The following is a 21,466-nucleotide window of genomic DNA, read 5'->3' as shown; positions in this document are numbered from 1 at the left end:
GCCGTGGCCGGTGTCTGGCACGGCTGAGCGGCCGGGGCCCGCCGGTGGCCGGGCGCTCGGCTACCGGCGGCCGGGCACGCGCGCGCCGGGCACGGGCACCCGCGACCAGTCGGTGCCCGACCCCAGGTGGAAGGACGGGTACGCGGGCTGGTTGTACGTCGTCTGCTGCCGCGCCACCTCCACCCGGTACTGCGGGTCGTGCATCAGCGTGTACAGCTTGCGGTCGGTCACCTCGGTGCTGGTGTAGAGCCGTATCGCCGAACTGTCGGCGGTGCGCACCAGCAGCTCCTCGCGCCAGTCGCCGAGGACGTCGGCCACCAGCGAGGGGTTGCCCTTGGTGCCGTTGTTGGTGCGGGTCCCCTCGGCGGTCAGCAGCGTGCCGCGTCGCCAGTCCCTGATCACCGGGGTGTCCTCGCCGGCGCCCTCCACGATCTGCGTGGTCGTGTCGGCCGCCCAGCGGATGCTCATGTTGGTGCCCGGGGTGGCGTCCGCGATCCGCTCGCCGTCCGCGCTCCACAGGCCGACGCCGCCCGATCCCCAGGTCTCCAGGCCCGGCCGCGCCGGGTCGACGTCGCCGACCATGCCGCGGCCGGTGTCCACGCCGGTGTAGCCGCCGTACAGCACCTCGCCGGTGGCGGCGTCGCGCAGCGCGTGGCCGTAGGGGGCCCAGCGCCCGCCCTCGTGGACGGTGTGGATCTCCAGGCCGGGCCGGTCCGGGTCGATGTCGGCGACGTGCATGGCGTCGCCGTGGCCGAGCCGCACGCTCTGCCCCGGCACGGCGCTCCCGGGCGGGGCCTCGGCGAAGGAGCTGTAGAGCAGGGAGCCGTCGTCGTCGAGGGTGGCCGCGCCGTAGACGATCTCCTGGCGGCCGTCGCCGTCCACGTCCGCCGCGCTCAGGGAGTGGAAGCCCTGGGTGGTGAGGGTGCCGTACTCGGGGTCGGTGCCGTCCACGCCGTGCGGGGAGTCGTCGAATGGGTTGGACATGGGCGTCCAGCCGCTGTCGGCGAGCCACTGGCGCTTCAGGCGCCTGCCGTCCCAGCGGTAGGCGGCCAGGGTGGCGCGCGTGTAGTAGCCGCGGGCGAAGACGGCCGAGGGGCGCTCGCCGTCGAGGTAGGCCACGCCCGCCAGGAAGCGGTCGACGCGGTTGCCCGGCTCGATGCGGCTCATGGCGTAGTCGCCCCACATCAGGCCGTCGTCGTGCCGCCCGGGCTCGTAGCGGACGGTCTGGAGCTCGCGGCCGGTGGCGCCGTCGAACACCGTCAGGTACTCGGGGCCGGTGAGGACGAAGCCCTCGAAGGTGCGCAGGTCGTTGCGGGAGCTGCGGGAGGGGGCGTAGACGTCGGTGAAGTGGTCGGCCAGGTCCTCGGCGGCGGCACGGGAGAGCGGGTAGTCGTGGCGCCGCTCGATGCCGAAGGCCTCCTCCAGGGTGGCGGGCCACCGCCCGGCGGTCACCTCGGGGTGCTCGTGCCAGCCGAGGAACGTCTCCACGACGTGCTCGCGGTAGTCCGCGGCGCTCATCCGGTGGTCGTCGCTGTGGGAGTGGCCGGCGCGGACGTCCTCGCGCGGCATGGTGACGTACCGCTCGGAGACGACGCGGCCGCGTGGGTCGTAGCGGATGCTCCTCGTGCCGGGCGCGGTCCTGACCATCATCTCCGCGCGCCCGTCGCCGTCGAAGTCGTAGACGGGGAACTGGGTGTAGTGGGCGCCCGCGCGGATGTTGACGCCCAGGTCGAGGCGGTGCAGCAGGGTGCCGTCGAAGCGGTAGGTGTCGATCAGGACGTTGCCGGTGTAGCCCTTCTGGGAGACGTCCTTGGAGTTGGACGGGTCCCACTTGACGACGTACTCGTAGCTCCCGTCGCCGTCCACGTCGCCGACGCTCATGTCGTTGGCGGAGTAGGTGTACCTCTCCCCGGCGGGGGTGACGCCGTCGGGGGGTCTGCGCAGCGGCAGTTCGGCGTACGACTCGGACCAGGGGGCGACCGCCCGGCCGCGCCCGCCGTCCTTCACCTCGCGGCCGCCGACGACGGGGACGACGCGGTACTCGGAGTCGGGCGGGGCGCCGCGGTCGAGGAAGTTGGTGCTGTCGGTGACGGTCGCGACGGGCTCGCCGTCCCGGTAGACGCGGAAGTCCGGGCCGGCCATGCCGGTGGCGGTGGAGCCGGTGGTCTCGGTGCCGAGCAGCCGCCAGCTGAGGAAGACGCCCTCGCCGGTGGCGACGGCGACGAGGCCGCGGTCGAGCTCCTCGAGCTGGACCGGCCGGCCCTCGCCGCGCCCGCCGCCGTGTCCCTCGCCGGGCAGGGCGTCCGCCCGGGCGGCCTGGGCCGCGGGGGCGCCGGTGGCGAGCAGCACGCCGGCCAGCAGCGCGGACGTCCGCCGCCGCGGCACGGATGCCGGGCGCCGTCCTGGGGACCGGGGTCGTCCGGATTGCCGGAGGGGTCGTCTCATCGCGCGGTCCTTCCCGCCCTCGGCCTGACCCGGGAGGATCGGGAGGGCCGTGTGGATACGTTGCCGTGCGCCTTTGATACGTTTCAATTGATTCGTTTCAAGGAGCGGGCGCGACGGTATGGGCCCGGGGAGCGGCCGTCAAGACCCCGCGTCGGGACTCGCCGTCCGCCTGCGGTTTCCCGGAGTCGGACGGAGCCCGGCGGACGGAGCCCGAAGGGACGGAACGGGACCGGGCGGAGTCGGGGGCGCAGGCGGGACCGGGCAGGACGGGCGGCGGGGCGGACCGTAGGCGGACGCCCCGCCGCCTTTCGCGCGGCCTGCCGCTACACCGCGGCCTTCTGCTTCCTGTGCCCGTTGCCCATCTCGGGCTTGAGGAGCACCTTGGTCCAGCCCTCGTCACGCCGGTCGAAGTGCTGGTAGGCCTCCGGGGCCTCGTCCAGCGGGACCCGGTGGGAGACCACGAAGCTGGGAGTGGCCCGGCCCGAGATGATCATGTCGCGCAGCTGGCGGTTGTACGACTTGACGTTCGCCTGACCGGTCCCCATCCGCAGGCCCTTCTCGAAGAACCTGCCGATCCGGAAGAGCAGCTCGCCCTTCTTGGCGCTCTCGCTGGGGCCTCCGGGGTCCGAGGGCACGTACAGCCCGACCACTCCGAGCATCCCGGTGGGGCGTACGGCCTCGACCAGGGTGTTGAGCACCATCGCCGGCTGCTCCTCGCCCTCGGGGACCGTGGCCTGGTAGCCGACGGCGTCGATGCCCTTGTCGGTGCCCTCCCCGCCGGTCTGCTCCTTGATCTGCTCGGCGGCGTCGCCCTTGCTGTAGTCGATCGGGGTCGCGCCGATCCGGCCCGCGAGGCGGAGCCGGTCCGGCTGCTTGTCGACGACGAAGACGCGGGAGGCCCCGCGCAGGACCGCGGAGTAGGCCGCCATCAGGCCGACCGGCCCGGCGCCGAACACGCACACCGTCTCGCCGGGGGAGACCTGCGCCAGCTCGGTGGCGTGGTACCCGGTGGGGAAGATGTCGGCCAGCAGGGCGAAGTCGTCCTCGTGCTCGGTGCCCTTGGGCAGCTGCAGGCAGTTGAAGTCCGCGAACGGCACCCGCAGGTACTGCGCCTGGCCGCCGGTGTAGGGGCCCATCGACACGTAGCCGTACGCGCCGCCGGCGAAACCGGGGTTGACGGTCAGGCAGAAGCCCGTCCGCCCCGCCAGGCAGTTCTTGCAGAAGCCGCATGCCACGTTGAACGGCATGACGACCCGGTCGCCCTTCTTCACCGTGGCGACCCCGGAGCCGGCCTCCTCCACGACCCCCATGTTCTCGTGGCCGAACACGATGCCCGGCTCCGCGCCGGTGCGGCCCTCGTACATGTGCAGGTCGGAGCCGCAGATGGCGGACGTGGTGACCTTGACGATCACGTCCGTGGGGTCCTGGATCCGGGGGTCGGCGACCTCCTCGACGTCGACGCTGAAAGGTTCCTTGTAGACGACGGCTTTCATCGCTGCCTCCTTGCGGCGCGGCGCGGCGCGGTGCGCACGGTCCGCGAGAGCGCCGCCGCGGCGCGCGTCACATGTGGTGGATTCCGCTCATACTTCGCATTCTCGCCGGTGAGAATGCGCGGGTGTCCGCGGGAGAGGACGCTGAAACCTGCCGGCGCACGGCGCCGTACGGGCTGCTCCGGAGGCGTCCCGCGGCCGCTTTGGGGGCGCCCCGAAAATGGCCCGGGAGCGCGTTCCCGGGAGGCACGGAAGGCGCGAAGGGGACTAATCTGGCATGGGAGCCGGTCGACCGGTCGACCGGGGGCGGTGGCGCCGGTGCGCTCACCGCCGCACCGGCGCGCACCGGCGGTCACCGGCCTCCCCGAGCCCGCGGGGGAAGCCGTGTGCCGCGCGGTGCGACCCGCCGTCCCGGCTCCGGGACGGCGACCGCCTTCCCCCAGCGAACGAGCCGTTGATCGGGCCAGGCCATGGATCCGTACGACTTCCCCCTCGTCGCCGCGGTCCTCGCGCTCTCCGCCGTCGCGGGCCTGCTGGCGACGCTGCTGCGGCAGCCGCTGATCGTCGCCTTCATCGGCGTCGGCATCCTGGCCGGTCCCGCGGGCGCCGACTGGGTGGAGGCCGACGGCACCGTCGAACTGCTCGCCCGGATGGGCATCGCGGTGCTGCTGTTCCTGGTCGGGCTCCGGCTCGACCTGCACCTGGTCCGCACCACCGGGCCCATCGCGCTGGCCACCGGGCTCGGCCAGGTCCTGTTCACCTCGGTGATCGGCTTCCTGATCGCGCTCGCGCTGGGCATGGACACCGTGACGGCGCTCTACGTCGCGGTCGCGCTCACCTTCTCGTCCACGATCATCATCGTGAAGCTGCTGTCCGACAAGCGCGAGCTGGAGCAGCTCCACGGCCGCATCGCGGTGGGATTCCTGATCGTGCAGGACATCGTCGTGGTGCTGGTCATGATCGCGCTGACCGCGTTCGGGCAGCGGGCCGGCGACAGCGGCGGCGGCATGGCCCTGGACATCGCCCTCGTCTTCGCCAAGGGCCTGGGCCTGCTGGGCGGCGTCGCCGCGCTGACGCGCTACGTCCTGCCCGGCCTGCTGCACAGCGTCGCCCGCTCCCAGGAACTGCTGGTGCTCTTCGGCCTGGCCTACGCGGTGTCGGTGGCCGCGCTGAGCGAGTGGCTCGGCTTCAGCTCCGAGGTCGGGGCGTTCCTGGCCGGGGTCTCCCTGGCCGGCACCCCCTACCGGGACGCCATGGGGGCCCGGCTGGTCAGCCTGCGCGACTTCCTGCTGCTCTTCTTCTTCCTGGAGCTGGGCGCCCGGCTGGAGTTCACGGACGCGGGCACGCAGATCGCCGGGGCGCTGGTGTTCTCGGTGTTCGTGCTCGTCGGCAACCCGCTGATCGTCGTCGTGATCATGGTGGCCATGCGCTACCCGGTCCGGGTGGGGTTCCTGGCGGGGCTGACGGTCGCCCAGATCTCGGAGTTCTCCCTCATCCTCGCGGCCCTCGGCTACAGCCTCGGGCACATCACCGGCTCCACCGTCAGCCTGATCACCGTCGTCGGCCTGGTCACCATCGGCGCCTCCACCTATCTGATCCTCTACTCCCACCAGATCTACGGACGCCTGGAGCGATGGCTGGTGAGGTTCGAGCGGACCGGCGCCCGCCACGCCGAGCCCGTCGGCGGCCGGCACGACGCCGACGTCGTCCTCTACGGGCTCGGCCGCTTCGGCGGCCTGCTGGCCGACCGGCTCAGCCGGGCCGGGCACCGGGTGCTGGCGGTGGACTACGACCCGCACCGGGTGGCGCGCAACGACCGGGAGGGGGTGACCGCGGTCTTCGGCAGCGCCGAGGACATCCACTTCCTGGAGTCCCTGCCGCTGGGCCGGGCCCGGTGCGTGGTCAGCGCCATCCCCGCGGTGGACACCAACCGGGCGCTGCTGCACGGGCTGCGCCACCACGGGTACCGGGGGGTCACGGCCGTCACCGCCCACAGCCGGCGCGCCGCCGAGCAGCTGCGCGCCGAGGACGTCGACCTGGTCATCGAGCCCTTCGCCGCCGCGGCGTCGGACGCGGCGGCCGCCCTGGACGGGCTGCTGCGCGACTGACGCGGCTCGGGGATCCCGGGGACTCCGGGGCTTCCGGCGCGCCGGGTACCGTACCGCCGCCCGGCCCGGCCCGGCCCGTCACAGGGGCAGGGGCAGGGGCAGGGGCGCAGAGTCACACGGCCGGAGGGTCACAGCGGAGCGCGCCGGTACACCGACAGCGCCCAGATCACCAGGGCGCACAGGGCGATCAGCACGATCGACCAGATCGGGTAGTACGGCAGCGACAGGAAGTTCGCCACCAGCAGGATCGAGGCCATCACCACACCCGCGACCCGCGCCCACAGCGCGCCCCGGAACAGGCCGGCCGCCACCGCGATGCTCACGGCCCCCAGGATGAGGTGGGCCCAGCCCCAGCCGGTGGTGCTCCACACGAAGGTGTAGTCCGGGGTGCTGAGGAAGACCTCGTCCTCGGCGATTCCCATGATGCCGCGCAGCAGGTCCAGCACCCCGGAGATGACCAGCATGACGGCGGCGAAGACCACCAGTCCGCCGGCCAGGTCCTGGGTGTTGTCCGAGTACTGCCGCTGAGCCGTCTGTGCCATCGGAAGTCACCTCGTCTCGCGGGTGGGATCCCAGGAGCCGGTGTCCCGCCCGCGCCTGCCGGTGAGGGACGGGAGACGGCCGAGGGCCTTCCCTTCGCGCGCTCGCCGACGCGTTCGCCGCCCTCGTCCCCAGTATCGTCCGGTGGGGTGGGGGCGCAAACGGACGCCCGCCCGCGCCCGCGCCGAGGCCGCCCGCGCCCACCTCGGCGCGGGCGCGGGGAAGGTGCTCGTCGGCGCGCCGTCGGACGGCGCCGACGTCACCCTCGCCTTCGGGGTCGACACCGGCGCGTACGACCCGGCCGCGCACACGATCGTCCCGAACGCCTCGTGCACGACCAACGCCGCTCGCGCCGCCGGCCGCGGTGCTCGACGAACCAGCCGGCATCGAGCACGGCTTCATGACGACGGTGCACGCCTGCACGCGGGAGCAGAACCCGCAGGACGGCCCGCACCGCGACGCCCGCCGGGCGCGCGCCGGTGGCCGGAGACGGTACGGGGGCCGGGAGGTGCGCCGGCCGCTCCTCACGCGTCAGTCCGAACCGGGACCGGAACCGCCGGACGCCTCGTCCGCGGCGCGGCGGTACTCGGCGTTGATGCGCTGGGCCTCCTCGAGCTGGTCCTCGAGGATGACGATGCGGCAAGCGGCCTCGATCGGGGTCCCCCGGTCGACGAGCTCGCGGGCGCGGGCGGCGATCCGCAGCTGGTAGCGGGAGTACCGGCGGTGCCCGCCCTCCGAGCGCAGCGGGGTGATCAGCCGAGCCTCACCGATGGCCCGGAGGAAGCCGGGGGTGGTGCCGATCATCTCGGCGGCCCGGCCCATGGTGTACGCGGGGTAGTCGTCGTCGTCCAGACGGTCGCTGAGCGGAGTATCTGCTGCCATGTCACCTCGTTGTGCAACGCGTCGAGACGCCCTGGCACCGTACGGCACCAGGGCCCCGAAGGAAATTCAACACCATCCGCCGGCCCTCGTGCCGTGCCGGTCCTCCGTCCCCGCCGGCCGGCTCGGCGAGAGGAGGGGCGCGGGAGGCGTGGCCGCGTGACCGGGGACACGCCTGTTCCAGGGGCCGCGGTCTCGTCCGCCGCGGGCGGTTGTACAGCGGTGAGGGCCCTGCCGACGCGCGTCGGCAGGGCCCTCACCGCTGTACAACCCCACCGCCCGTGCCTCACGACCCCGGGAAGAGGGCTCCTGCGAGCGGCGCCGACGCGGTCCGGAGCGGAGTGGGGGCACCCGCCCGTGCGGTCCCGGGGTGCTCGCGGCCGGTGAGGCCGAGGCGGATCACGGCCCGGACGGCTTCGCGGCCGGGGGAGTCGCGGCGGTTCCGCCGGCCGGCGCCCCGCTCCCGGTCGGCCCGGACGGGTGCCGGGCGACGGCACGGCACACGGTGTCCCACAGAACGCGGGAGGGCGGGCCGGCCGGGCGAGGCGGACCGGCGGGCGGGGTGGACGGTCAGGCGAGGACGTCCCGCAGGCGGACCCGGTCCGTGTAGGCGGGGCTGCCGCGGAGAGCGGTGAGCCGGGCCAGGGTGATCAGCCCTGTGCTCTGGTCGTCCCCGTCGCAGAGTACGAGGTGGTCGACGCGGGCGCCGGCCATGAGGGACAGGGCCACCTCGACCGTCATGTCGTCACGGACCAGGGGGCCGGGCGCGCTCCTGCCGACCGCCGCGCTCCCGGGGGAGGGGTCCACTGCGTGGTGTTGCGTCCGAACAGGCGTCAAGGGTGCCTCCTACCGGAAGAAGGTGGGCTCGTGGTCGGCGGGCCTGCGGTCACAGCGAGTCCGTGGTCACAGCGGCCCCGGGCAGCCGGGCCGGAGCCGGCCGCCGCCGCGCCCCGCGGTGGACCGCCTCGCCGACGGGCCCGCCCTGGCCTGCGCGGCTCCGCCGGCCCCGACGGCCCCGGGACGAGGAGGACGCGCCGCGCGAACGTTCCGTCTCCGGCGCGGTGACGACGACCGGAACACCGGAAGGGACCTGGGCGCCCGTGATGCGGCTCAGCTCCGCCTCGCCCGAACGCACCTGGGTGATCCGGGGGGTGATGCCCGCCGAAGCCATCAGCCGGCTCATGCCGTGACGCTGCTCGGGGGTCACCAGGGTGACGACGCTGCCGGACTCGCCGGCGCGGGCCGTACGGCCGCCGCGGTGCAGGTAGTCCTTGTGGTCGGCGGGCGGATCGACGTTGACGACCAGGTCGAGGTTGTCGACGTGGATCCCGCGGGCGGCGACGTTGGTGGCCACCAGGACCGCGACGTGCCCGCTCCTGAACTGGGCCAGGGTCCGCGTGCGCTGTGGCTGGGACTTGCCGCCGTGCAGCGCCGCGGCGCGGACGCCGCTGCTCAGCAGGTGCCTGGTCAGCCGGTCCACCGCGTGCTTGGTGTCGAGGAACATGATCACCCGGCCGTCCCGCGCCGCGATCTCGGTGGTCGTCCGGTGCTTGTCCGCGCCGTGCACGTGGAGTACGTGGTGCTCCATGGTGGTGACGGCGCCCGCCGACGGGTCGACGGAGTGGACCACCGGGTCCGTCAGGTAGCGGCGGACCAGCAGGTCGACGTTGCGGTCGAGGGTGGCGGAGAAGAGCATCCGCTGCCCGCCGGGACGCACCTGGTCGAGCAGGGCGGTGACCTGGGGCATGAAGCCCATGTCGGTCATCTGGTCGGCCTCGTCGAGGACGGTGACGCCGACATCGTCCAGCCGGCAGTCGCCCCGGTCGATGAGGTCCTTGAGCCGCCCGGGCGTCGCGACGACCACCTCGGCTCCGGCGCGCAGCGCACCGGCCTGCCTGCCGATGGACATCCCGCCGACGACGGTGACCAGCCGCAGGCTCACGGAGCGGGCGTACGGAGTGAGCGCGTCGGTGACCTGCTGGGCGAGCTCGCGGGTGGGGACCAGGACGAGGGCGAGCGGCTGCCGCGGCTCGGCCCGCCGCCCCGCGGTGCGGGCCAGTACGGCGAGGCCGAAGGCGAGGGTCTTGCCCGAGCCGGTGCGGCCGCGGCCGAGCACGTCACGGCCGGCCAGGGAGTTCGGCAGGGTCGCCGCCTGGATCGGGAACGGCACGGTCACGCCTTCGCGGCCGAGCGTGGCCAACAGCCGTGCGGGCATGGCGAGATCGGCGAACGCCCCGACGGCGGGCAGCGCGGGCGTGACCGTCCTCGGCGGAGCGAACTCGCCCTGTACGGCTCTTCCGGCCTGCCGGTTCCCGTGGCTCCCGGAACGGCGCGGACCACCGGAGCGGCTGCCACCGGAGCCTCCTCCGAAGCGGTCGTGTGCGCGGGGCGCGCGGGATGTGCGGGGTGTGCGGGCACTCTTCATGGGAAACCTTCCTCGGTGCGGCGCGCGGCAAGGAATTCCCGCAGCAGATGAGCGGCGCAGAGAATCTCGAGACGAGCCGAAGACGATGTGGGCGGTCCGGGCCGACGGGAAAACCCGTCGGCCGGTGAGCGGCGGAGTCTTTCCGCCGCGCGCCCTGAAATACGGCGAGCCGGGGCCCGCACCCCTCCAGGTGCGGGCCCCGGCTGCGAAGCTGAGCGTCAGCGCCGGTGTCAGGCGGAAACGATGTTCTCGGCCGTCGGGCCCTTCTGGCCCTGCGCGATGTCGAACGACACCTTCTGGCCTTCCAGCAGCTCACGGAAGCCCTGGGCGGAGATGTTCGAGTAGTGGGCGAAGACGTCGGCGCCGCCGCCGTCCTGCTCGATGAAGCCGAATCCCTTTTCCGCGTTGAACCACTTCACGGTGCCAGTAGCCATTTTGTTTCTCCTTCGGAGGCGGTTTCGGGGATTCACCCTGTGTGAATCCCGTGTCGCCGTGATGATTACCTCGTCGGGAATGAACCTTCTGGCAACCACACCTGCAACTGAGATCGACAGTAGCACGGTGCGATCGGCTCTGCACGGTCGATAATTCCACTCCGATCGAGCGCTGAGGAATACTCGCCGTGTCCTGGAGCTATTTCTCATTCCGTGAGCACAGATATTGCTCTCCGCCGGTGCTGCCTTCCTGCCGTGCCCCTGCTCCCGCGGCCCTGTGACCTCCGCCGACGACAGACGTGCCGCCGCCGCCACCGTCGGCGGACGGCACGACGGCGAACGCGCCGGGACCCCGCCATCGCGACGAAGGTCACACCCCCCGCGAAGAGCACGACGGCCGGCGGCCGGGCGCGGACGCCGGCGAACAAGACGCAAACCGAGACGGTCGACCCCAGGCCGCGCCGGCCTGGGGCGGAGGTCTACGGGCTACAGACCGCGAAGAGCCTCGTAGAGGTCACCGTAGGCACTCCAGCAGTCGATACTGCCGTCCTCGTTCAGGCCGCCCATGTACCAGTCCTCATCGTTGACCGGCTTCACCAGGCACAGTTCATGAAACCGCAAGATGATCTGAGGGCAGAGCCGTTCTTCCTCCCCCGGGCTGCCCGTCCACGTCACCACGAGGTCGGTGCTGAGCACCACGGCCTCGCGATCGCCGGAGACGCCGCGAATCTGCTCCGGAGTCCACCCCGCCGGTAGCTGCGCGCCTGCCATCACATGATGATGGCAGCGCCGAGCCGAAACCGCTGACCGGAGCGCGGGCACATCCGGAGCGTGCGAGAGGGTGCGGTTCGGCCATGTCGCCGAGCGTGTGCCTGCACGGCTCCCGGTGGGGGACGAACCGGGGGTTCCGGGGCCGGCCCGTACCCAGCGGGCCCGTGGTGGCCTGCGGTGCTCTCGGGCAAGCCCTGCAGGTGGCTGACGTCGTGCTTCCGGCGGACCTCCGGGAACTCGAAGACACCTACCGGCTGAGCCGGGATCCCGGGCTCAGAAGACCTGTGCTTGCCGCCGTCCCGGGGCTCTACGTACTCGGTGGCTGCCTGCGGGTCAGCCCGTAGACGATGTACGTCAGGCCAAGGATGACGTCCACTGCTGCCCACAGAAAAATGATCAAGCCGACGCCGATCGAGGCGCCTACGGCTGTGCCGGCCTCGCACTGTTCCAGAGCGCTGCCGGTGAGTCCGGCGCACTGGTCGCTGACACCGGCGATGCCAGTGATGATCCACACCAGGAACAGAGCTTGGACCGCCAGGAAGAACCACAGGAAGACACGGTGTCGCTTCTTTGCCGTGGGCTTCGCTGCTTCCTGCCCGGAATGCGCTGGGGCCGGGAGTCTCGGGGGTGCCGGAGTGCGCTCATGGTTCTGTCCTCCCGGGTGGCGCAATCCCTATTTTGCTCCTGGTTTCCACCAAACGGAACGAATGCCCCTGCTGTTTGCGCTCGCTGCTTGCGGTCCCAGGGGATCGGACTCCCGTGCTTGAAAAGTCAAACGGGCAACCGTGGTTTCGCGGTTGCCGAGTCAACTTGTCACGTTACGGCAAGTCACCCGACAAGAGAGATCCTGTACGCGCCATTCGCGCGGAGGAATTGGGGGCGACGATCCTGCTGACCGAAACTCCTGAGAAGGTCCGGGACCGGCGGACCGGGAGGATCGCCAAGGACGCCGTGAGCGGCGAGACGCTGATGACGGTCGGCGCCGTCCACCTCTTTCGCTGCCGGGCCCGGCGGCCAAGCCGTGGGAGAACGTCTTCAACGGCCGGCAGAGGCAAGGCATCACCTACCGGGCGGCTGCCGTGACGCCGGGTGCTTTCCCGGCCGCCGGGCAGGAAGCAGCAGTCCTGGCCTTCCCAGGCGGCGCGTACGAGCAGGACGTGGCGGCCGTGGAGGACGACGGCCCTGGCGGAGGTGCGGATGACGGGGTGGTGGTTTTGGGCATGAGCTCTCCGGTTTCCTGCTCGGGCGGGATGATGGACTGGGCTCAGCGCTCGGCCTTGCCGAACGCCGTGCGGCGTGCCCCCTCGCCTTCCGGTACTACCACTCCAGGCGGGTGTGGAACTCCTCGGACCCGGCGCGTTCGCGCAGGCTGTCCTCCAGGGCGGTCGCCTGCCGCTTCAGATCCTTGAGCAGGGCTTTCCTGTCCAACACAGGCTGCCGTCCCCGTCACGGCTCGCTTCCTTCTCGCTCCGCCGCGCCGTCCCCGCATGCTCTGTGGCTCGTTTCCGATCCTGCCGGCCACCGAAGGGCGGGCGGAGTCCCCCTGACGCGCGGAAGCCGCGTCCTTCGCGCAAGCTCACGACCGTGCATGAGCCACGCCGGGCGGCGTCGTGGGTCGGGAATGGAGTGGCCGGGAACGTATCGCCGTACGGCCGCCGCAGCCGCTCCCGTGGCAGGATCGGGGGTCGCGGACACACCGGCCGGCCGGTGACCTGGCGCGTTGAGGGGGAGCCAGTGATGTCGTTCGACGAGGAATGGGCCGAACTCGTAGCCGCAGCCGCCGCCAGGCGCGACACCGCGCGGACGCGGCTGAACGGAGTGCCGAACGAAGGCCCCGGGCCCTCGGGGGCGCCCGGGGACGGGTTCTCGGTGAGCGCGCAGTCCATCGACGGAAGCTCGCACCTGCTCGTCGAGATCGCGGGACTCCTCCACGCGGGGAGGATGGACGGCGAGAACGCGACGATGTGCCGGGTACCGCGCGCCCACCCCGAGGTGGCCTCGAAGGTCACCACCTTCGCCCGCTACTCACAGGAACTCTACGGCGACATGGTCACGCTCCTGGCCGCGCTGTCCAGCAGGCTGAAGTCCGCCGGCGACGACTACACGGCATACGACGCGGACGTCCAGCAGCAGATGGACACCATCCTGGCCTCGGGCCGGTTCGTGGCCGCCGAGGACCGGTGACCCGGCCATGACCTACCGCGAATCCGTAGAGTTCCTCCAGGACGCCAACCCGGCACTCATCGACCGCAGCGCCGCGGAATTCCGCCGCCTGCACAACCTGATCGAGTCCACCGACGACTCCTTCCGCAAGGCCGGGAAGATCGACTGGGTCAGCGATGCCCACGACCGGTACACCAGGCGGCTGGACGAAGCCCGGCAGATCTCCGAGGCCCTCTCGGCGAGCTTCCGCAAGGTGTGGAAGGCCCTGTCCGCCTACGCCGACGCGGTCACCACCGCCAAGGACCACTACGCGAGCGGCAAGCACACCGAGGGCAGACTCGCGGATGTCATGGCACGGGAGGCCACCGCCGTCACGCCGACGGCCCGCGCGGCCGAGCCGCTGCGGCAGTGGGAGGACCTGCGGGCCGGCACCGGCTTCCTGGACTTCCTGGCGGAGCTGACCGTCGACGTCGACGCTATCCGCGAAGAGGCCGAGGATTACTACAACAAGACCAAGGACCACTACGGCGACGCCCTGCGGGTGGAGTCGGAGGCGCGCGAGAAGTGCGTGGCAGACATCAGGGCGGCCTACCGGTCCCTGCCCGACTTCCGCGGCACCATCCCGGACCCGCTGAAGTTCCTCAACGGCCTGGACGCCCTGCGCCCCGAGGTGCGGCAGGCCGCCGACGACCCCAACGTCCAGCTCCCCGGCTCCGGCACGAAGGTGGACGCCATCCCCACCACAGGTGAGAACGTGGTGGTCTCCGAGACCCTGTACCGGATCCGGACCAGGATCGACGGCCTGCCCGAGGGCCAGGGGAACAACTACTGGCTGCCGTCGACCTCCGACGAGGACCGGCGCACGTACATCTCGGCCAACAGGCAGCTCATCAAGGCCGCCGCCGAGGACTCCGGGCTGCCGCCCGAGATGGTCGCCGGGATCGCCTGGCAGGAAGTGGCGGGCGACCCCGGCTGGCTGGACGACGCGGCCTACGAGGGGCGCAGGATCCTTCCCGGCAGCGAGGATCCCGACAGGACCTCGATGGGGCCGATGGCCATCCAGGTCCGCCGGGCCGCGGAGGTGCTGGGCTACGATCCCGGCAACCTCACCGACACGCAGCGCAGCACCGTCGTCGAGGCGATCAAGGACCCCGCGCAGAACATCTTCATAGCCTCGGAGTACCTGGCCCAGCTCAAGGCCGAGAGCGGCTTCGCCGACGTACCGCCGGAGCAGATGACCCGCGAGCAGATGCAGGAACTCGCCGCCCGCTACAACGGCGGCCCCTACTACGAAAGCCCTGACGCCCAGGCGTACGGCCGGGGTTTCGATCAGAAGCTGGACCAGGCGAAGGAGGCACTGAAGTGAGCGACGCAGCCCCCTCCCCCGCCCCGGCGCGGGAAGGACGGAGGCCGAACACCGTCGGCCGCGCCGGCACCGTGGTGGGCGCGGTCCTCCTGCTCCTGGCTCACACGGTGACGGGTTACCTCGTCTTCCTGGCGTACATGGCCGGGACCGCCAACCCGTGGGAGCCGGACGCCGCCGCCCACTCCGGCATCGCCGCGGGGCTGGCGCTGCCGATCATCGGCGTCTCCGCGCTGCTGACCCGGGGGCTCGTGAAGGCCGGACGCCTGCGCCGGTGGTGGTACGCGTTCCCCGTGCTCCTGGGTCTGGCCGCGCTGCTGCGGCTGACCGTCCTCGCGCCCTGAATCCGGGCGAAAGCACACCTCCAGACGCAAGACCGCACGGCTACCGCTATGCACATGGTTATGGTCCCTGCCGCGCGGCATGTGAACCGCTCCGGGTCCTCCGGCTCAACCCGCCACGCGAACTGCGACCCAAACTGCGACCTTCGGAACGACGATGGCCCCCCGGTGGGATCCTTGGATCTTGGGTTCCAGGGGTCGTCGCAACACCACCTGGTTCTAGGTGGTGAGTAGATCATGTAGGCGCTCGGCCGGGGTGTCCCAGCCGAGCGTCTTGCGTGGGCGGTCGTTGAGTTCCTGGGTGATGTGTCCGAGGTCTTCGGGACCGTGCGGGCTCAGGTCGGTGCCCTTGGGGAAGTACTGGCGCAGCAGCCCGTTGGTGTTCTCGTTGGAGCCGCGTTGCCAGGGCGAGGCCGGGTCGCAGAAGTAGACGGGCATGCCGGTGGCCATGGTGAACTGCCGGTGGCGGGCCATCTCGCTGCCCTGGTCCCAGGTCAGGGAGCCGCGCAGATGGGCGGGCAGGGTCTGGACGGTGCGGGCGAGGCCGTCGCGGACGGTCTCGGCGTCGTGGGCTCCGCCGGGCAGGTGGACCAGCATGGTGTAGCGGGTGGAGCGCTCGGCCAGGGTGGCGATCGCGGACCGGCCGCCCGCGCCGATGATCAGGTCGCCTTCCCAGTGACCGGGCACCGCCCGGTCCTCGACGGCGGCGGGCGCGCGACGCCTCCGGCCCGAAGCCGCTCGTACTCGCCCCGCCCGGGATGCCGGCGCGGCAGGCGCACCGAGACCCGTCCGGCCTTCCGGGCCCAGCCGAAGGCGGTATTCCGGTTCACTCCCAGCTCACGCGCCACCACGGTCACGTTCCCCACGACATCCACCCGCGCAAGGAAACGCTCCCGCAACCCCGCAAGAACACCACGCTCAACGCCCACGGTCCTCGCAACTCCCACAGATCGCGGGTGTTGCGAGGACCATCAGAACCCAAGGTGACCGGTCGGGGCCCTGCGTCTGCCCTGGTGGGCGAGTGCGGAGGATACGAGATTCGAACTCGTGAGGGGGTGCCCCAACACGCTTTCCAACTGTCCGCGCGGCCGTTCACGGGCGTTCGGGGGCTGATTCCGCGGGGGCGTGCGTACGGAGGTGAACGACGGCGACCGTCGGCGCACTGGACAAAAACCAGGACAACGAGTCGTGGTGCCCCCACGTCGAGATCCCTGGAGCATCTGTGCGGCGAGCGGGACCGACAGCTCTCAACTGTCAGTGGTTAGCCGTACGTTCTCTGCACACGCGAGGGGAGGAAGCTGACGTGGTGACGAAGCTGAAGGATCACCCAACTGGCCCATCCGTGATGCGTTGGGCGCGTAGAGTTTCAGCATCGTACGAGTCGTCTTGGAGCTGCATGTCTCCGCTTCCATCCTTCGAGCAGGACACTGGGTGCCCGCCGCCGGGCCGCTACGCCATGACCTGGGATGAGGTCGAAGCGACCTTGGTGCTCGCGGACGAGTTCGAGGGCACGACCACGAGGCGCGCCTTGTGGGAGGAGCTCACGTTTCACCGGGCCCAGGTCGAGTGCCTTGCTGGCTCAGTGAGCCGCATCTGGCTCGCCGGCAGCTTCGTAAGCACCAAGCCTGACCCCAGCGACATCGACGTGACCTACCTGCTTGAGGCGGCCGTGTACGGGGCAATCTCGCAGCAGGATGACCTTGCAGACCTCGCCAACCTTGAGGATCGTGAGTGGTGCGTCCGTAATGGGATGCGCATCGACGCCTACGTTCTCAGCCTTCCTGCGACGAAGGACTTCCGTGACCTGGGTTTGACCGGTGCTATGGCGACGGAGGACGCTGAGGTCTTCCAGCGACTTGGGTTGTACGACGAGATCTGGCAGCGTTGCCGTGTAGGCGACGGTCGACGAAGGGGCTACGTGGAGGTATCGCTATGAGCACTCCCCAAGCGTGGCCCGACATCACTGACAAGGAAGCTCTGCGTGCCTGGATGGCAGCCAGGCGTGATGACGCGACGACTCCGCCCCCCCGCACCATGGCTGAGTTTCGTGAACGCCAGCTGCGCAAGCTGGGCGACGCTTTGGGTGACGGGATGGAATCGGTTGAACAGGACCGCCGCCCCATCCTGCGGTTTTCCCTAGACGGTGAAGCGGTTCCCGGGCATCAGGTGGAAGTCGGAGTTCTTGGTAACTGGCTCCAGGCTTTGCAGAGTGCGGTCAATTTTGTCGCCTATGCCCTCGATGAGATGAGCCCGAGGCGTGAGGCAGGACCCATTCCGAACAGGATTCAAGGGGCGACCAGGCTGCTTTCTGGGCCGGTCTTCGCTTCTTCCTATGGGATGGTCTTGGAAGGCTCTGCGGCTCCAGCTCAGGAAGAACTTCCGGGCACAGGGAGCGATCAATTGCTCGACCGGGCCATCAATAGAATCCTTGACATTGCCGACCAGGCCGGTTCTTCCGCGGAGGCGGAAGAAGCGGTACTCGATGCAGCCCTACCGCTGGGTCGTCGTGCAATGAGTCATCTCGCAGAGCTGTCTGGTGTGCTGGCTTCTTCGGGCACGAGCGTCACCTTTACATGGGAATCAAAAGCTACAGGGCGGCGTTTTTCCAGGCTCACTAACGCCAATGCCGAGCACTGTCGAAAGGCTCTGAAGTCGGCGCATCTGGAAGACAGTAGAGATCGTCTCAGGGGGACACTCGTAGGTGGAAGCAAGCTCCGCGGATTCATCGAACTTGAGCTCTCCGATGGGCGCTTCGTTGTTATTCGCACAGAGAAGAATGATGTGACTGAACTCCTGGCTGCGCATACTGGGCGTCGGGTTATCGTTCATGTTCATGTACTCACAGCTCGGTCCCCTGGTGGGCGGGAACATCGCAGTTACTTGCTTTTGGAACTCGGCGGCGATCCGTCATTCCCAATTAGTTGAGTTGATGAGCGTTCGGCCGTCTCCCGTCGGAACGTGCGCCAGAGCGGAATCCGGTGTCGTCGTCGTGCATCGTTTCGCTCGCATCGTTGGGCATGGCTGGCATTCCGCGGAATAGCGGGCCCGTGAAGGCACTGAGCTCTTTCATCGTTGCCTCTCGAGGGTGGGGACGGCGGCGGCGATGGCGGTCATGCGGTTGGGACTGCAGCGAGCTCTGCGGAAGATGCGCCAGGACTTCAGTCGCGCGACACTTCGTTCGACGGGTGCTCGTGCCGCCGACAGGGCCCGGTTGATCGTCCGCTGGGTCGCGGTGAGGTCCTGGTGCGGAAGGCGCCTGATCGGTGTGGTCACCCAGGAGCCGGCCCCGAGGTAGGCGCGGTCGGCGAGGACGGGCACGCCCTGGCGTTCGCAGATCCGGATGATGCGGTGGGTGCGGGCCGCGGTCAGGTCGTGGGCGCGGCCGGGCAGGGCGGGCGAGATCCACAGCAGCTTGCCCGCAGGGTCGGCGACGACCTGCACGTTCACGCCGTGGCGGCGGTGCTTCTGGGAGAAGTCGGCCCGGCTGTCGCCGACCCGGTCGCACTCGGCGAGCGTTCCGTCGAGCAGGACGTGATCGGGATCGGCTTCCCGCAGGACCCGCCGTAGGCCGGGCGCCCGGCGGGCGAGGTGGCCGACGGCGGCGGTGACGTAGGCGTGGGCGGTGCCGACGGATATGCCGAAGCCGGCAGCGATGTGTGTGAGCGGGTCATGTCGGCGGAGGTAGATCAGGGCGACGAGAGCACGCTGATGCGGCCGGAGCTTGCAGCGGCGGTCACCCTCACGGGTGACGATGAGCATGGTGACCCACTCGACCAGGGCGTGCGGCAGGTCGAGTGAGGCAGGATAGGGAACCAACGAGGCTCCTGAGCTGATGAGTTGAGACGTCGAACACCTCTCTCAACGGCACAGGAGCCTTGTGCGTTGCGGGACGCCGGCCGGTCACCCGATCAGTGGCCACTCTGAAAGAGCTCAGTGGCTGCTGCTCGAAGCCAATAAGCGCCGGAACACCGCGCGCTGGATGCTCGTGCTGGCTCTCGGGCTTCGTCAGGGCGAGACGCTCGGGCTGCGCTGGTCGGACGTCGACCTGACCAACGAGTACCTCAAGCTGCGCCGGAACCGTCTGCGCCCAAGTACGTACACGGATGCCCGGAGGGCTTCCCGTGCGGCAGGAAGGCGGGGTACTGCCCGGACAGGGTACAGACCCGGCGTGAGACGAAGAACACCAAGTCCCGGGCTGGTCAGCGCGCCGTCCCCCTGCCGGGCCCACTGGTTGCCATGCTCCGCGCGCATGCCGAGCTGCAGGAGCGCGAGCGCAACACGGCCGGCGACCTGAGGACCGAGTCCGAGTACGTGTTCACCAAGCCGCTGGGCGGGCCGCTCAGCCCGAACACGGACTACCACGACTGGAAGCGGCTGCTGGAAGACGCCGGCGTCCGGAACGGGCGCCTGCACGATGCGCGGCACACCGCGGGCACCGTGCTGATGCTGCTTGGTGTCCCGGACCGAGTCATTGACCAGATCATGGGTTGGGAGCCGGGCGGCGCTGCTCGGATGCGGGCGCGGTACCTGCACGTGACCGATCCCATGCTCAAGGAAGCGGCCCGGAAGATCGAGCGCGCCATCTGGGGAGCTCCGGAAAACCTCGCTGTGGACAAAGACCAGGACAACGAAGCGTAGGGACAACGTCGAAGGGCCCCCTGTTTCCAGGGGGCCCTTCGACATCGTGCCCGGTGAGGCACTGGCGGAGGATACGAGATTCGAACTCGTGAGGGGTTGCCCCCAACACGCTTTCCAAGCGTGCGCCCTAGGCCTCTAGGCGAATCCTCCGCCGGAAACATTACATGACGCGGGGGAGTGGTTGCGAACCCGGTTCCCGGGCGGGACCGCCGCCGCCCCCCGGCCCGTTCCCGGGTCCCCTCCCCGGTCCGTCCGGCGCCGGGGAGGGGACCCGGGAACGGGCCCGACCACCCTCCGGCATCCGGTAGGCTTGGCGCAGCCCCTCACGTGGCGCCATCTCGCTGAACTCCCCCAGGGCCGGAAGGCAGCAAGGGTAGGTGAGCTCTGGCGGGTGCGTGGGGGGCGCCTGATTTTCTTCCGCGGACAACCGTGCCCCCCGCTCCCGCGGGGGGCACGGTTGTCCGCGGCGGCCTATATCGTCGGAGACGTGTCGTCCCTCGCGCTGTACCGCCGCTACCGCCCCGAGGCCTTCTCCGAGGTCATCGGGCAGGAGCATGTCACCGACCCCCTCCAGCAGGCCCTCCGCAACAACCGGGTCAACCACGCGTACCTCTTCAGCGGGCCGCGCGGCTGCGGCAAGACGACCAGCGCCCGTATCCTCGCCCGCTGCCTGAACTGCGAGAAGGGCCCGACGCCGGATCCGTGCGGGGAGTGCCGGTCCTGCCTGGACCTGGCGCGCAACGGGCCGGGCTCGATCGACGTCATCGAGATCGACGCCGCGTCGCACGGTGGTGTGGACGACGCCCGCGACCTGCGCGAGAAGGCGTTCTTCGGTCCCGCCTCCAGCCGGTACAAGATCTACATCATCGACGAGGCGCACATGGTCACCCCGCAGGGCTTCAACGCCCTGCTGAAGGTGGTCGAGGAACCGCCGGAGCACCTGAAGTTCATCTTCGCGACGACCGAGCCGGAGAAGGTCATCGGCACGATCCGGTCGCGCACCCACCACTACCCGTTCCGCCTGGTGCCGCCGGGCACCCTGCGCGACTACCTGGCCCAGGTGTGCGAGCGCGAGGCCATCCCCGTCGAGGACGGGGTGCTGCCGCTGGTGGTGCGCGCCGGGGCCGGGTCCGTGCGTGACTCGATGTCGGTGATGGACCAGCTCCTGGCGGGCGCCGGCCCGGACGGCGTGACGTACGCCATGGCCACGGCGCTGCTGGGTTACACCGACGGCGCGCTGCTGGACTCGGTGGTGGACGCCTTCGCGGCGGGTGACGGGGCGGCGGCCTTCGAGGTGGTCGACCGGGTGATCGAGGGCGGCCACGATCCGCGGCGCTTCGTCGCCGACCTGCTGGAGCGGCTGCGCGACCTGGTGATCCTGGCCGCCGTGCCCGACGCCGGGGAGAAGGGCCTGATCGACGCCCCCGCCGACGTGGTGGAGAAGATGGCGGCCCAGGCGTCGGTCCTCGGCCCGGCCGAGCTGAGCCGGGCGGCGGACATCGTCAACGAGGGTCTGACGGCCATGCGCGGCGCGACCTCGCCGCGGTTGCAACTGGAGCTGATCTGCGCCCGGGTGCTGCTGCCCGCGGCGTACGGCGACGAGCGCTCCCTCCAGGCCCGTCTGGACCGCCTGGAGCGGGGCGCGAGCCTCGCGGGCGGCCTGGCGGCGGGAGCGGGCACGGCCGGCGCGGGCACGGCCGGCCGGCCGGGCGTGGACGAGGCGGGGTCAGTGGAGCGGCCTCCGCGGCCGCGTGGGTGCGCCGGTACACCCGCAGTCCTCCGGCGGGCGGCAGCACCAGCGGCCAGGCCGTCAGGCGGTAGTGGGTCGTCTCGTCGCGGGCCGCGACGGTGTAGGACCAGCCCTCCCGC

General features: G+C 70.8%; 17 protein-coding genes, 1 tRNA gene, 1 other RNA gene and 4 pseudogenes. 11 read left to right on the top strand and 12 right to left on the bottom strand.

From position 1 onward, the window contains the following. Window positions 1–60 precede the first annotated feature (60 nt). Together ACLIYP_RS21695 and ACLIYP_RS21690 are read right to left on the bottom strand one after the other, a co-directional pair. Window positions 61–2,385 (bottom strand): rhamnogalacturonan lyase, encoded by a 2,325-nt coding sequence (locus ACLIYP_RS21695; RefSeq protein WP_412714791.1) that lies wholly within the window; start codon window positions 2,383–2,385, stop codon window positions 61–63. A gap of 383 nt (window positions 2,386–2,768) precedes the next feature. Continuing rightward, entirely contained in the window at window positions 2,769–3,938 is a 1,170-nt protein-coding gene (locus ACLIYP_RS21690; protein ID WP_412714790.1) for a glutathione-independent formaldehyde dehydrogenase, read from the bottom strand. 467 nt (window positions 3,939–4,405) lie between these two features. Between ACLIYP_RS21690 and ACLIYP_RS21685 the strand changes: the two genes are divergently transcribed. Beyond that, window positions 4,406–6,043: a cation:proton antiporter gene (locus ACLIYP_RS21685; protein ID WP_412714789.1), complete on the top strand. Its 1,638-nt coding sequence runs from the start codon at window positions 4,406–4,408 to the stop codon at window positions 6,041–6,043. A gap of 128 nt (window positions 6,044–6,171) precedes the next feature. Here ACLIYP_RS21685 and ACLIYP_RS21680 read toward each other — a convergent pair whose 3' ends face one another. Beyond that, window positions 6,172–6,585 (bottom strand): DUF7144 family membrane protein, encoded by a 414-nt coding sequence (locus tag ACLIYP_RS21680; protein WP_412714788.1) that lies wholly within the window; start codon window positions 6,583–6,585, stop codon window positions 6,172–6,174. 181 nt (window positions 6,586–6,766) lie between these two features. Here ACLIYP_RS21680 and ACLIYP_RS21675 point away from each other — a divergent pair. Then, a pseudogene (locus ACLIYP_RS21675) lies at window positions 6,767–7,067 on the top strand (type I glyceraldehyde-3-phosphate dehydrogenase); the annotation flags it as partial. A gap of 47 nt (window positions 7,068–7,114) precedes the next feature. Here ACLIYP_RS21675 and ACLIYP_RS21670 read toward each other — a convergent pair. The 6 genes from ACLIYP_RS21670 to ACLIYP_RS21645 form a co-directional block, all read right to left on the bottom strand. Continuing rightward, entirely contained in the window at window positions 7,115–7,465 is a 351-nt protein-coding gene (locus tag ACLIYP_RS21670) for a MerR family transcriptional regulator (RefSeq protein ID WP_412714787.1), read from the bottom strand. Window positions 7,466–8,032: 567 nt separating this feature from the next. After that, entirely contained in the window at window positions 8,033–8,299 is a 267-nt protein-coding gene (locus ACLIYP_RS21665) for a CBS domain-containing protein (RefSeq protein ID WP_412714786.1), read from the bottom strand. A 49-nt stretch (window positions 8,300–8,348) separates the two neighbouring features. Beyond that, on the bottom strand, window positions 8,349–9,887 hold the full coding sequence (locus ACLIYP_RS21660) for a DEAD/DEAH box helicase (RefSeq protein WP_412714785.1): 1,539 nt from the start codon (window positions 9,885–9,887) through the stop codon (window positions 8,349–8,351). Window positions 9,888–10,117: 230 nt separating this feature from the next. Then, window positions 10,118–10,321, bottom strand: a complete 204-nt coding sequence (locus ACLIYP_RS21655; protein ID WP_093851824.1) for a cold-shock protein — start codon at window positions 10,319–10,321, stop codon at window positions 10,118–10,120. 486 nt (window positions 10,322–10,807) lie between these two features. Continuing rightward, window positions 10,808–11,092 carry a hypothetical protein gene (locus ACLIYP_RS21650; protein ID WP_412714784.1) on the bottom strand — a complete coding sequence of 95 codons (285 nt, stop codon included), beginning with the start codon at window positions 11,090–11,092 and terminating at the stop codon, window positions 10,808–10,810. A 307-nt stretch (window positions 11,093–11,399) separates the two neighbouring features. Further along, window positions 11,400–11,606, bottom strand: a complete 207-nt coding sequence (locus ACLIYP_RS21645; protein WP_412714783.1) for a hypothetical protein — start codon at window positions 11,604–11,606, stop codon at window positions 11,400–11,402. Window positions 11,607–11,902: 296 nt separating this feature from the next. Here ACLIYP_RS21645 and ACLIYP_RS21640 point away from each other — a divergent pair. The 4 genes and pseudogenes from ACLIYP_RS21640 to ACLIYP_RS21625 form a co-directional block, all read left to right on the top strand. Continuing rightward, window positions 11,903–12,198: pseudogene (locus ACLIYP_RS21640) on the top strand (hypothetical protein); the annotation flags it as partial. A gap of 631 nt (window positions 12,199–12,829) precedes the next feature. After that, on the top strand, window positions 12,830–13,276 hold the full coding sequence (locus ACLIYP_RS21635) for a hypothetical protein (RefSeq protein WP_093851818.1): 447 nt from the start codon (window positions 12,830–12,832) through the stop codon (window positions 13,274–13,276). A gap of 7 nt (window positions 13,277–13,283) precedes the next feature. After that, entirely contained in the window at window positions 13,284–14,621 is a 1,338-nt protein-coding gene (locus ACLIYP_RS21630) for a hypothetical protein (RefSeq protein WP_412714782.1), read from the top strand. Continuing rightward, window positions 14,618–14,962, top strand: coding sequence for a hypothetical protein (locus ACLIYP_RS21625; RefSeq protein WP_412714781.1), 345 nt, complete (start codon window positions 14,618–14,620; stop codon window positions 14,960–14,962). Before ACLIYP_RS21630 ends, ACLIYP_RS21625 begins: the two co-directional genes overlap by 4 nt. A gap of 216 nt (window positions 14,963–15,178) precedes the next feature. Here ACLIYP_RS21625 and ACLIYP_RS21620 read toward each other — a convergent pair. Further along, window positions 15,179–15,757, bottom strand: a pseudogene (locus ACLIYP_RS21620) (IS30 family transposase); the annotation flags it as partial. A gap of 508 nt (window positions 15,758–16,265) precedes the next feature. Between ACLIYP_RS21620 and ACLIYP_RS21615 the strand changes: the two are divergent. Together ACLIYP_RS21615 and ACLIYP_RS21610 are read left to right on the top strand one after the other, a co-directional pair. Further along, window positions 16,266–16,895: a DUF6932 family protein gene (locus ACLIYP_RS21615; protein WP_412714780.1), complete on the top strand. Its 630-nt coding sequence runs from the start codon at window positions 16,266–16,268 to the stop codon at window positions 16,893–16,895. Further along, the gene (locus ACLIYP_RS21610; RefSeq protein ID WP_412714779.1) at window positions 16,892–17,884 is read left to right on the top strand and encodes a hypothetical protein; all 993 of its coding nucleotides are present in this window, start codon (window positions 16,892–16,894) and stop codon (window positions 17,882–17,884) included. The genes ACLIYP_RS21615 and ACLIYP_RS21610 overlap by 4 nt, the downstream gene beginning before the upstream one ends. 141 nt (window positions 17,885–18,025) lie before the next feature. Here the strand turns inward: ACLIYP_RS21610 and ACLIYP_RS21605 are convergent, their stop codons facing one another. Further along, window positions 18,026–18,775, bottom strand: a complete 750-nt coding sequence (locus tag ACLIYP_RS21605) for a transposase family protein (RefSeq protein WP_412714778.1) — start codon at window positions 18,773–18,775, stop codon at window positions 18,026–18,028. Between the two features lie 106 nt (window positions 18,776–18,881). Between ACLIYP_RS21605 and ACLIYP_RS21600 the strand changes: the two are divergent. Next, window positions 18,882–19,597, top strand: a pseudogene (locus ACLIYP_RS21600) (tyrosine-type recombinase/integrase); the annotation flags it as partial. Window positions 19,598–19,659: 62 nt separating this feature from the next. Here ACLIYP_RS21600 and ACLIYP_RS21595 read toward each other — a convergent pair. Continuing rightward, a tRNA-Ser gene (locus ACLIYP_RS21595) sits at window positions 19,660–19,747 on the bottom strand. Window positions 19,748–19,911: 164 nt separating this feature from the next. On the opposite strand from ACLIYP_RS21595, the gene ffs reads away from it, so the two are divergent. Both ffs and ACLIYP_RS21585 read left to right on the top strand, forming a co-directional pair. Next, window positions 19,912–20,008, top strand: an RNA gene (gene ffs / locus ACLIYP_RS21590) — signal recognition particle sRNA small type. A gap of 76 nt (window positions 20,009–20,084) precedes the next feature. Beyond that, on the top strand, window positions 20,085–21,466 hold a 1,382-nt coding region (locus tag ACLIYP_RS21585; RefSeq protein ID WP_412714777.1), incomplete at its 3' end, for a DNA polymerase III subunit gamma and tau.

The organism is Streptomyces nanhaiensis (assembly GCF_046614825.1).
GTDB classification, from domain to species: Bacteria; Actinomycetota; Actinomycetes; order Streptomycetales; family Streptomycetaceae; genus Streptomyces; species Streptomyces radiopugnans.
The sequence above is the reverse complement of the archived record's forward strand: the minus strand, read 5'-3'. Positions and strand labels throughout refer to the sequence as shown.

Bases quoted from the DNA above. Each gene is read 5' to 3' on its own strand.
- ACLIYP_RS21690 (WP_412714790.1), bottom strand. From the start codon at position 3,938: ATGAAAGCCGTCGTCTACAAGGAACCTTTCAGCGTCGACGTCGAGGAG.
- ACLIYP_RS21685 (WP_412714789.1), top strand. From the start codon at position 4,406: ATGGATCCGTACGACTTCCCCCTCGTCGCCGCGGTCCTCGCGCTCTCC.
- ACLIYP_RS21680 (WP_412714788.1), bottom strand. From the start codon at position 6,585: ATGGCACAGACGGCTCAGCGGCAGTACTCGGACAACACCCAGGACCTG.
- ACLIYP_RS21670 (WP_412714787.1), bottom strand. From the start codon at position 7,465: ATGGCAGCAGATACTCCGCTCAGCGACCGTCTGGACGACGACGACTAC.
- ACLIYP_RS21660 (WP_412714785.1), bottom strand. From the start codon at position 9,887: ATGAAGAGTGCCCGCACACCCCGCACATCCCGCGCGCCCCGCGCACAC.
- ACLIYP_RS21655 (WP_093851824.1), bottom strand. From the start codon at position 10,321: ATGGCTACTGGCACCGTGAAGTGGTTCAACGCGGAAAAGGGATTCGGC.
- ACLIYP_RS21650 (WP_412714784.1), bottom strand. From the start codon at position 11,092: ATGGCAGGCGCGCAGCTACCGGCGGGGTGGACTCCGGAGCAGATTCGC.
- ACLIYP_RS21635 (WP_093851818.1), top strand. From the start codon at position 12,830: ATGTCGTTCGACGAGGAATGGGCCGAACTCGTAGCCGCAGCCGCCGCC.
- ACLIYP_RS21630 (WP_412714782.1), top strand. From the start codon at position 13,284: ATGACCTACCGCGAATCCGTAGAGTTCCTCCAGGACGCCAACCCGGCA.
- ACLIYP_RS21610 (WP_412714779.1), top strand. From the start codon at position 16,892: ATGAGCACTCCCCAAGCGTGGCCCGACATCACTGACAAGGAAGCTCTG.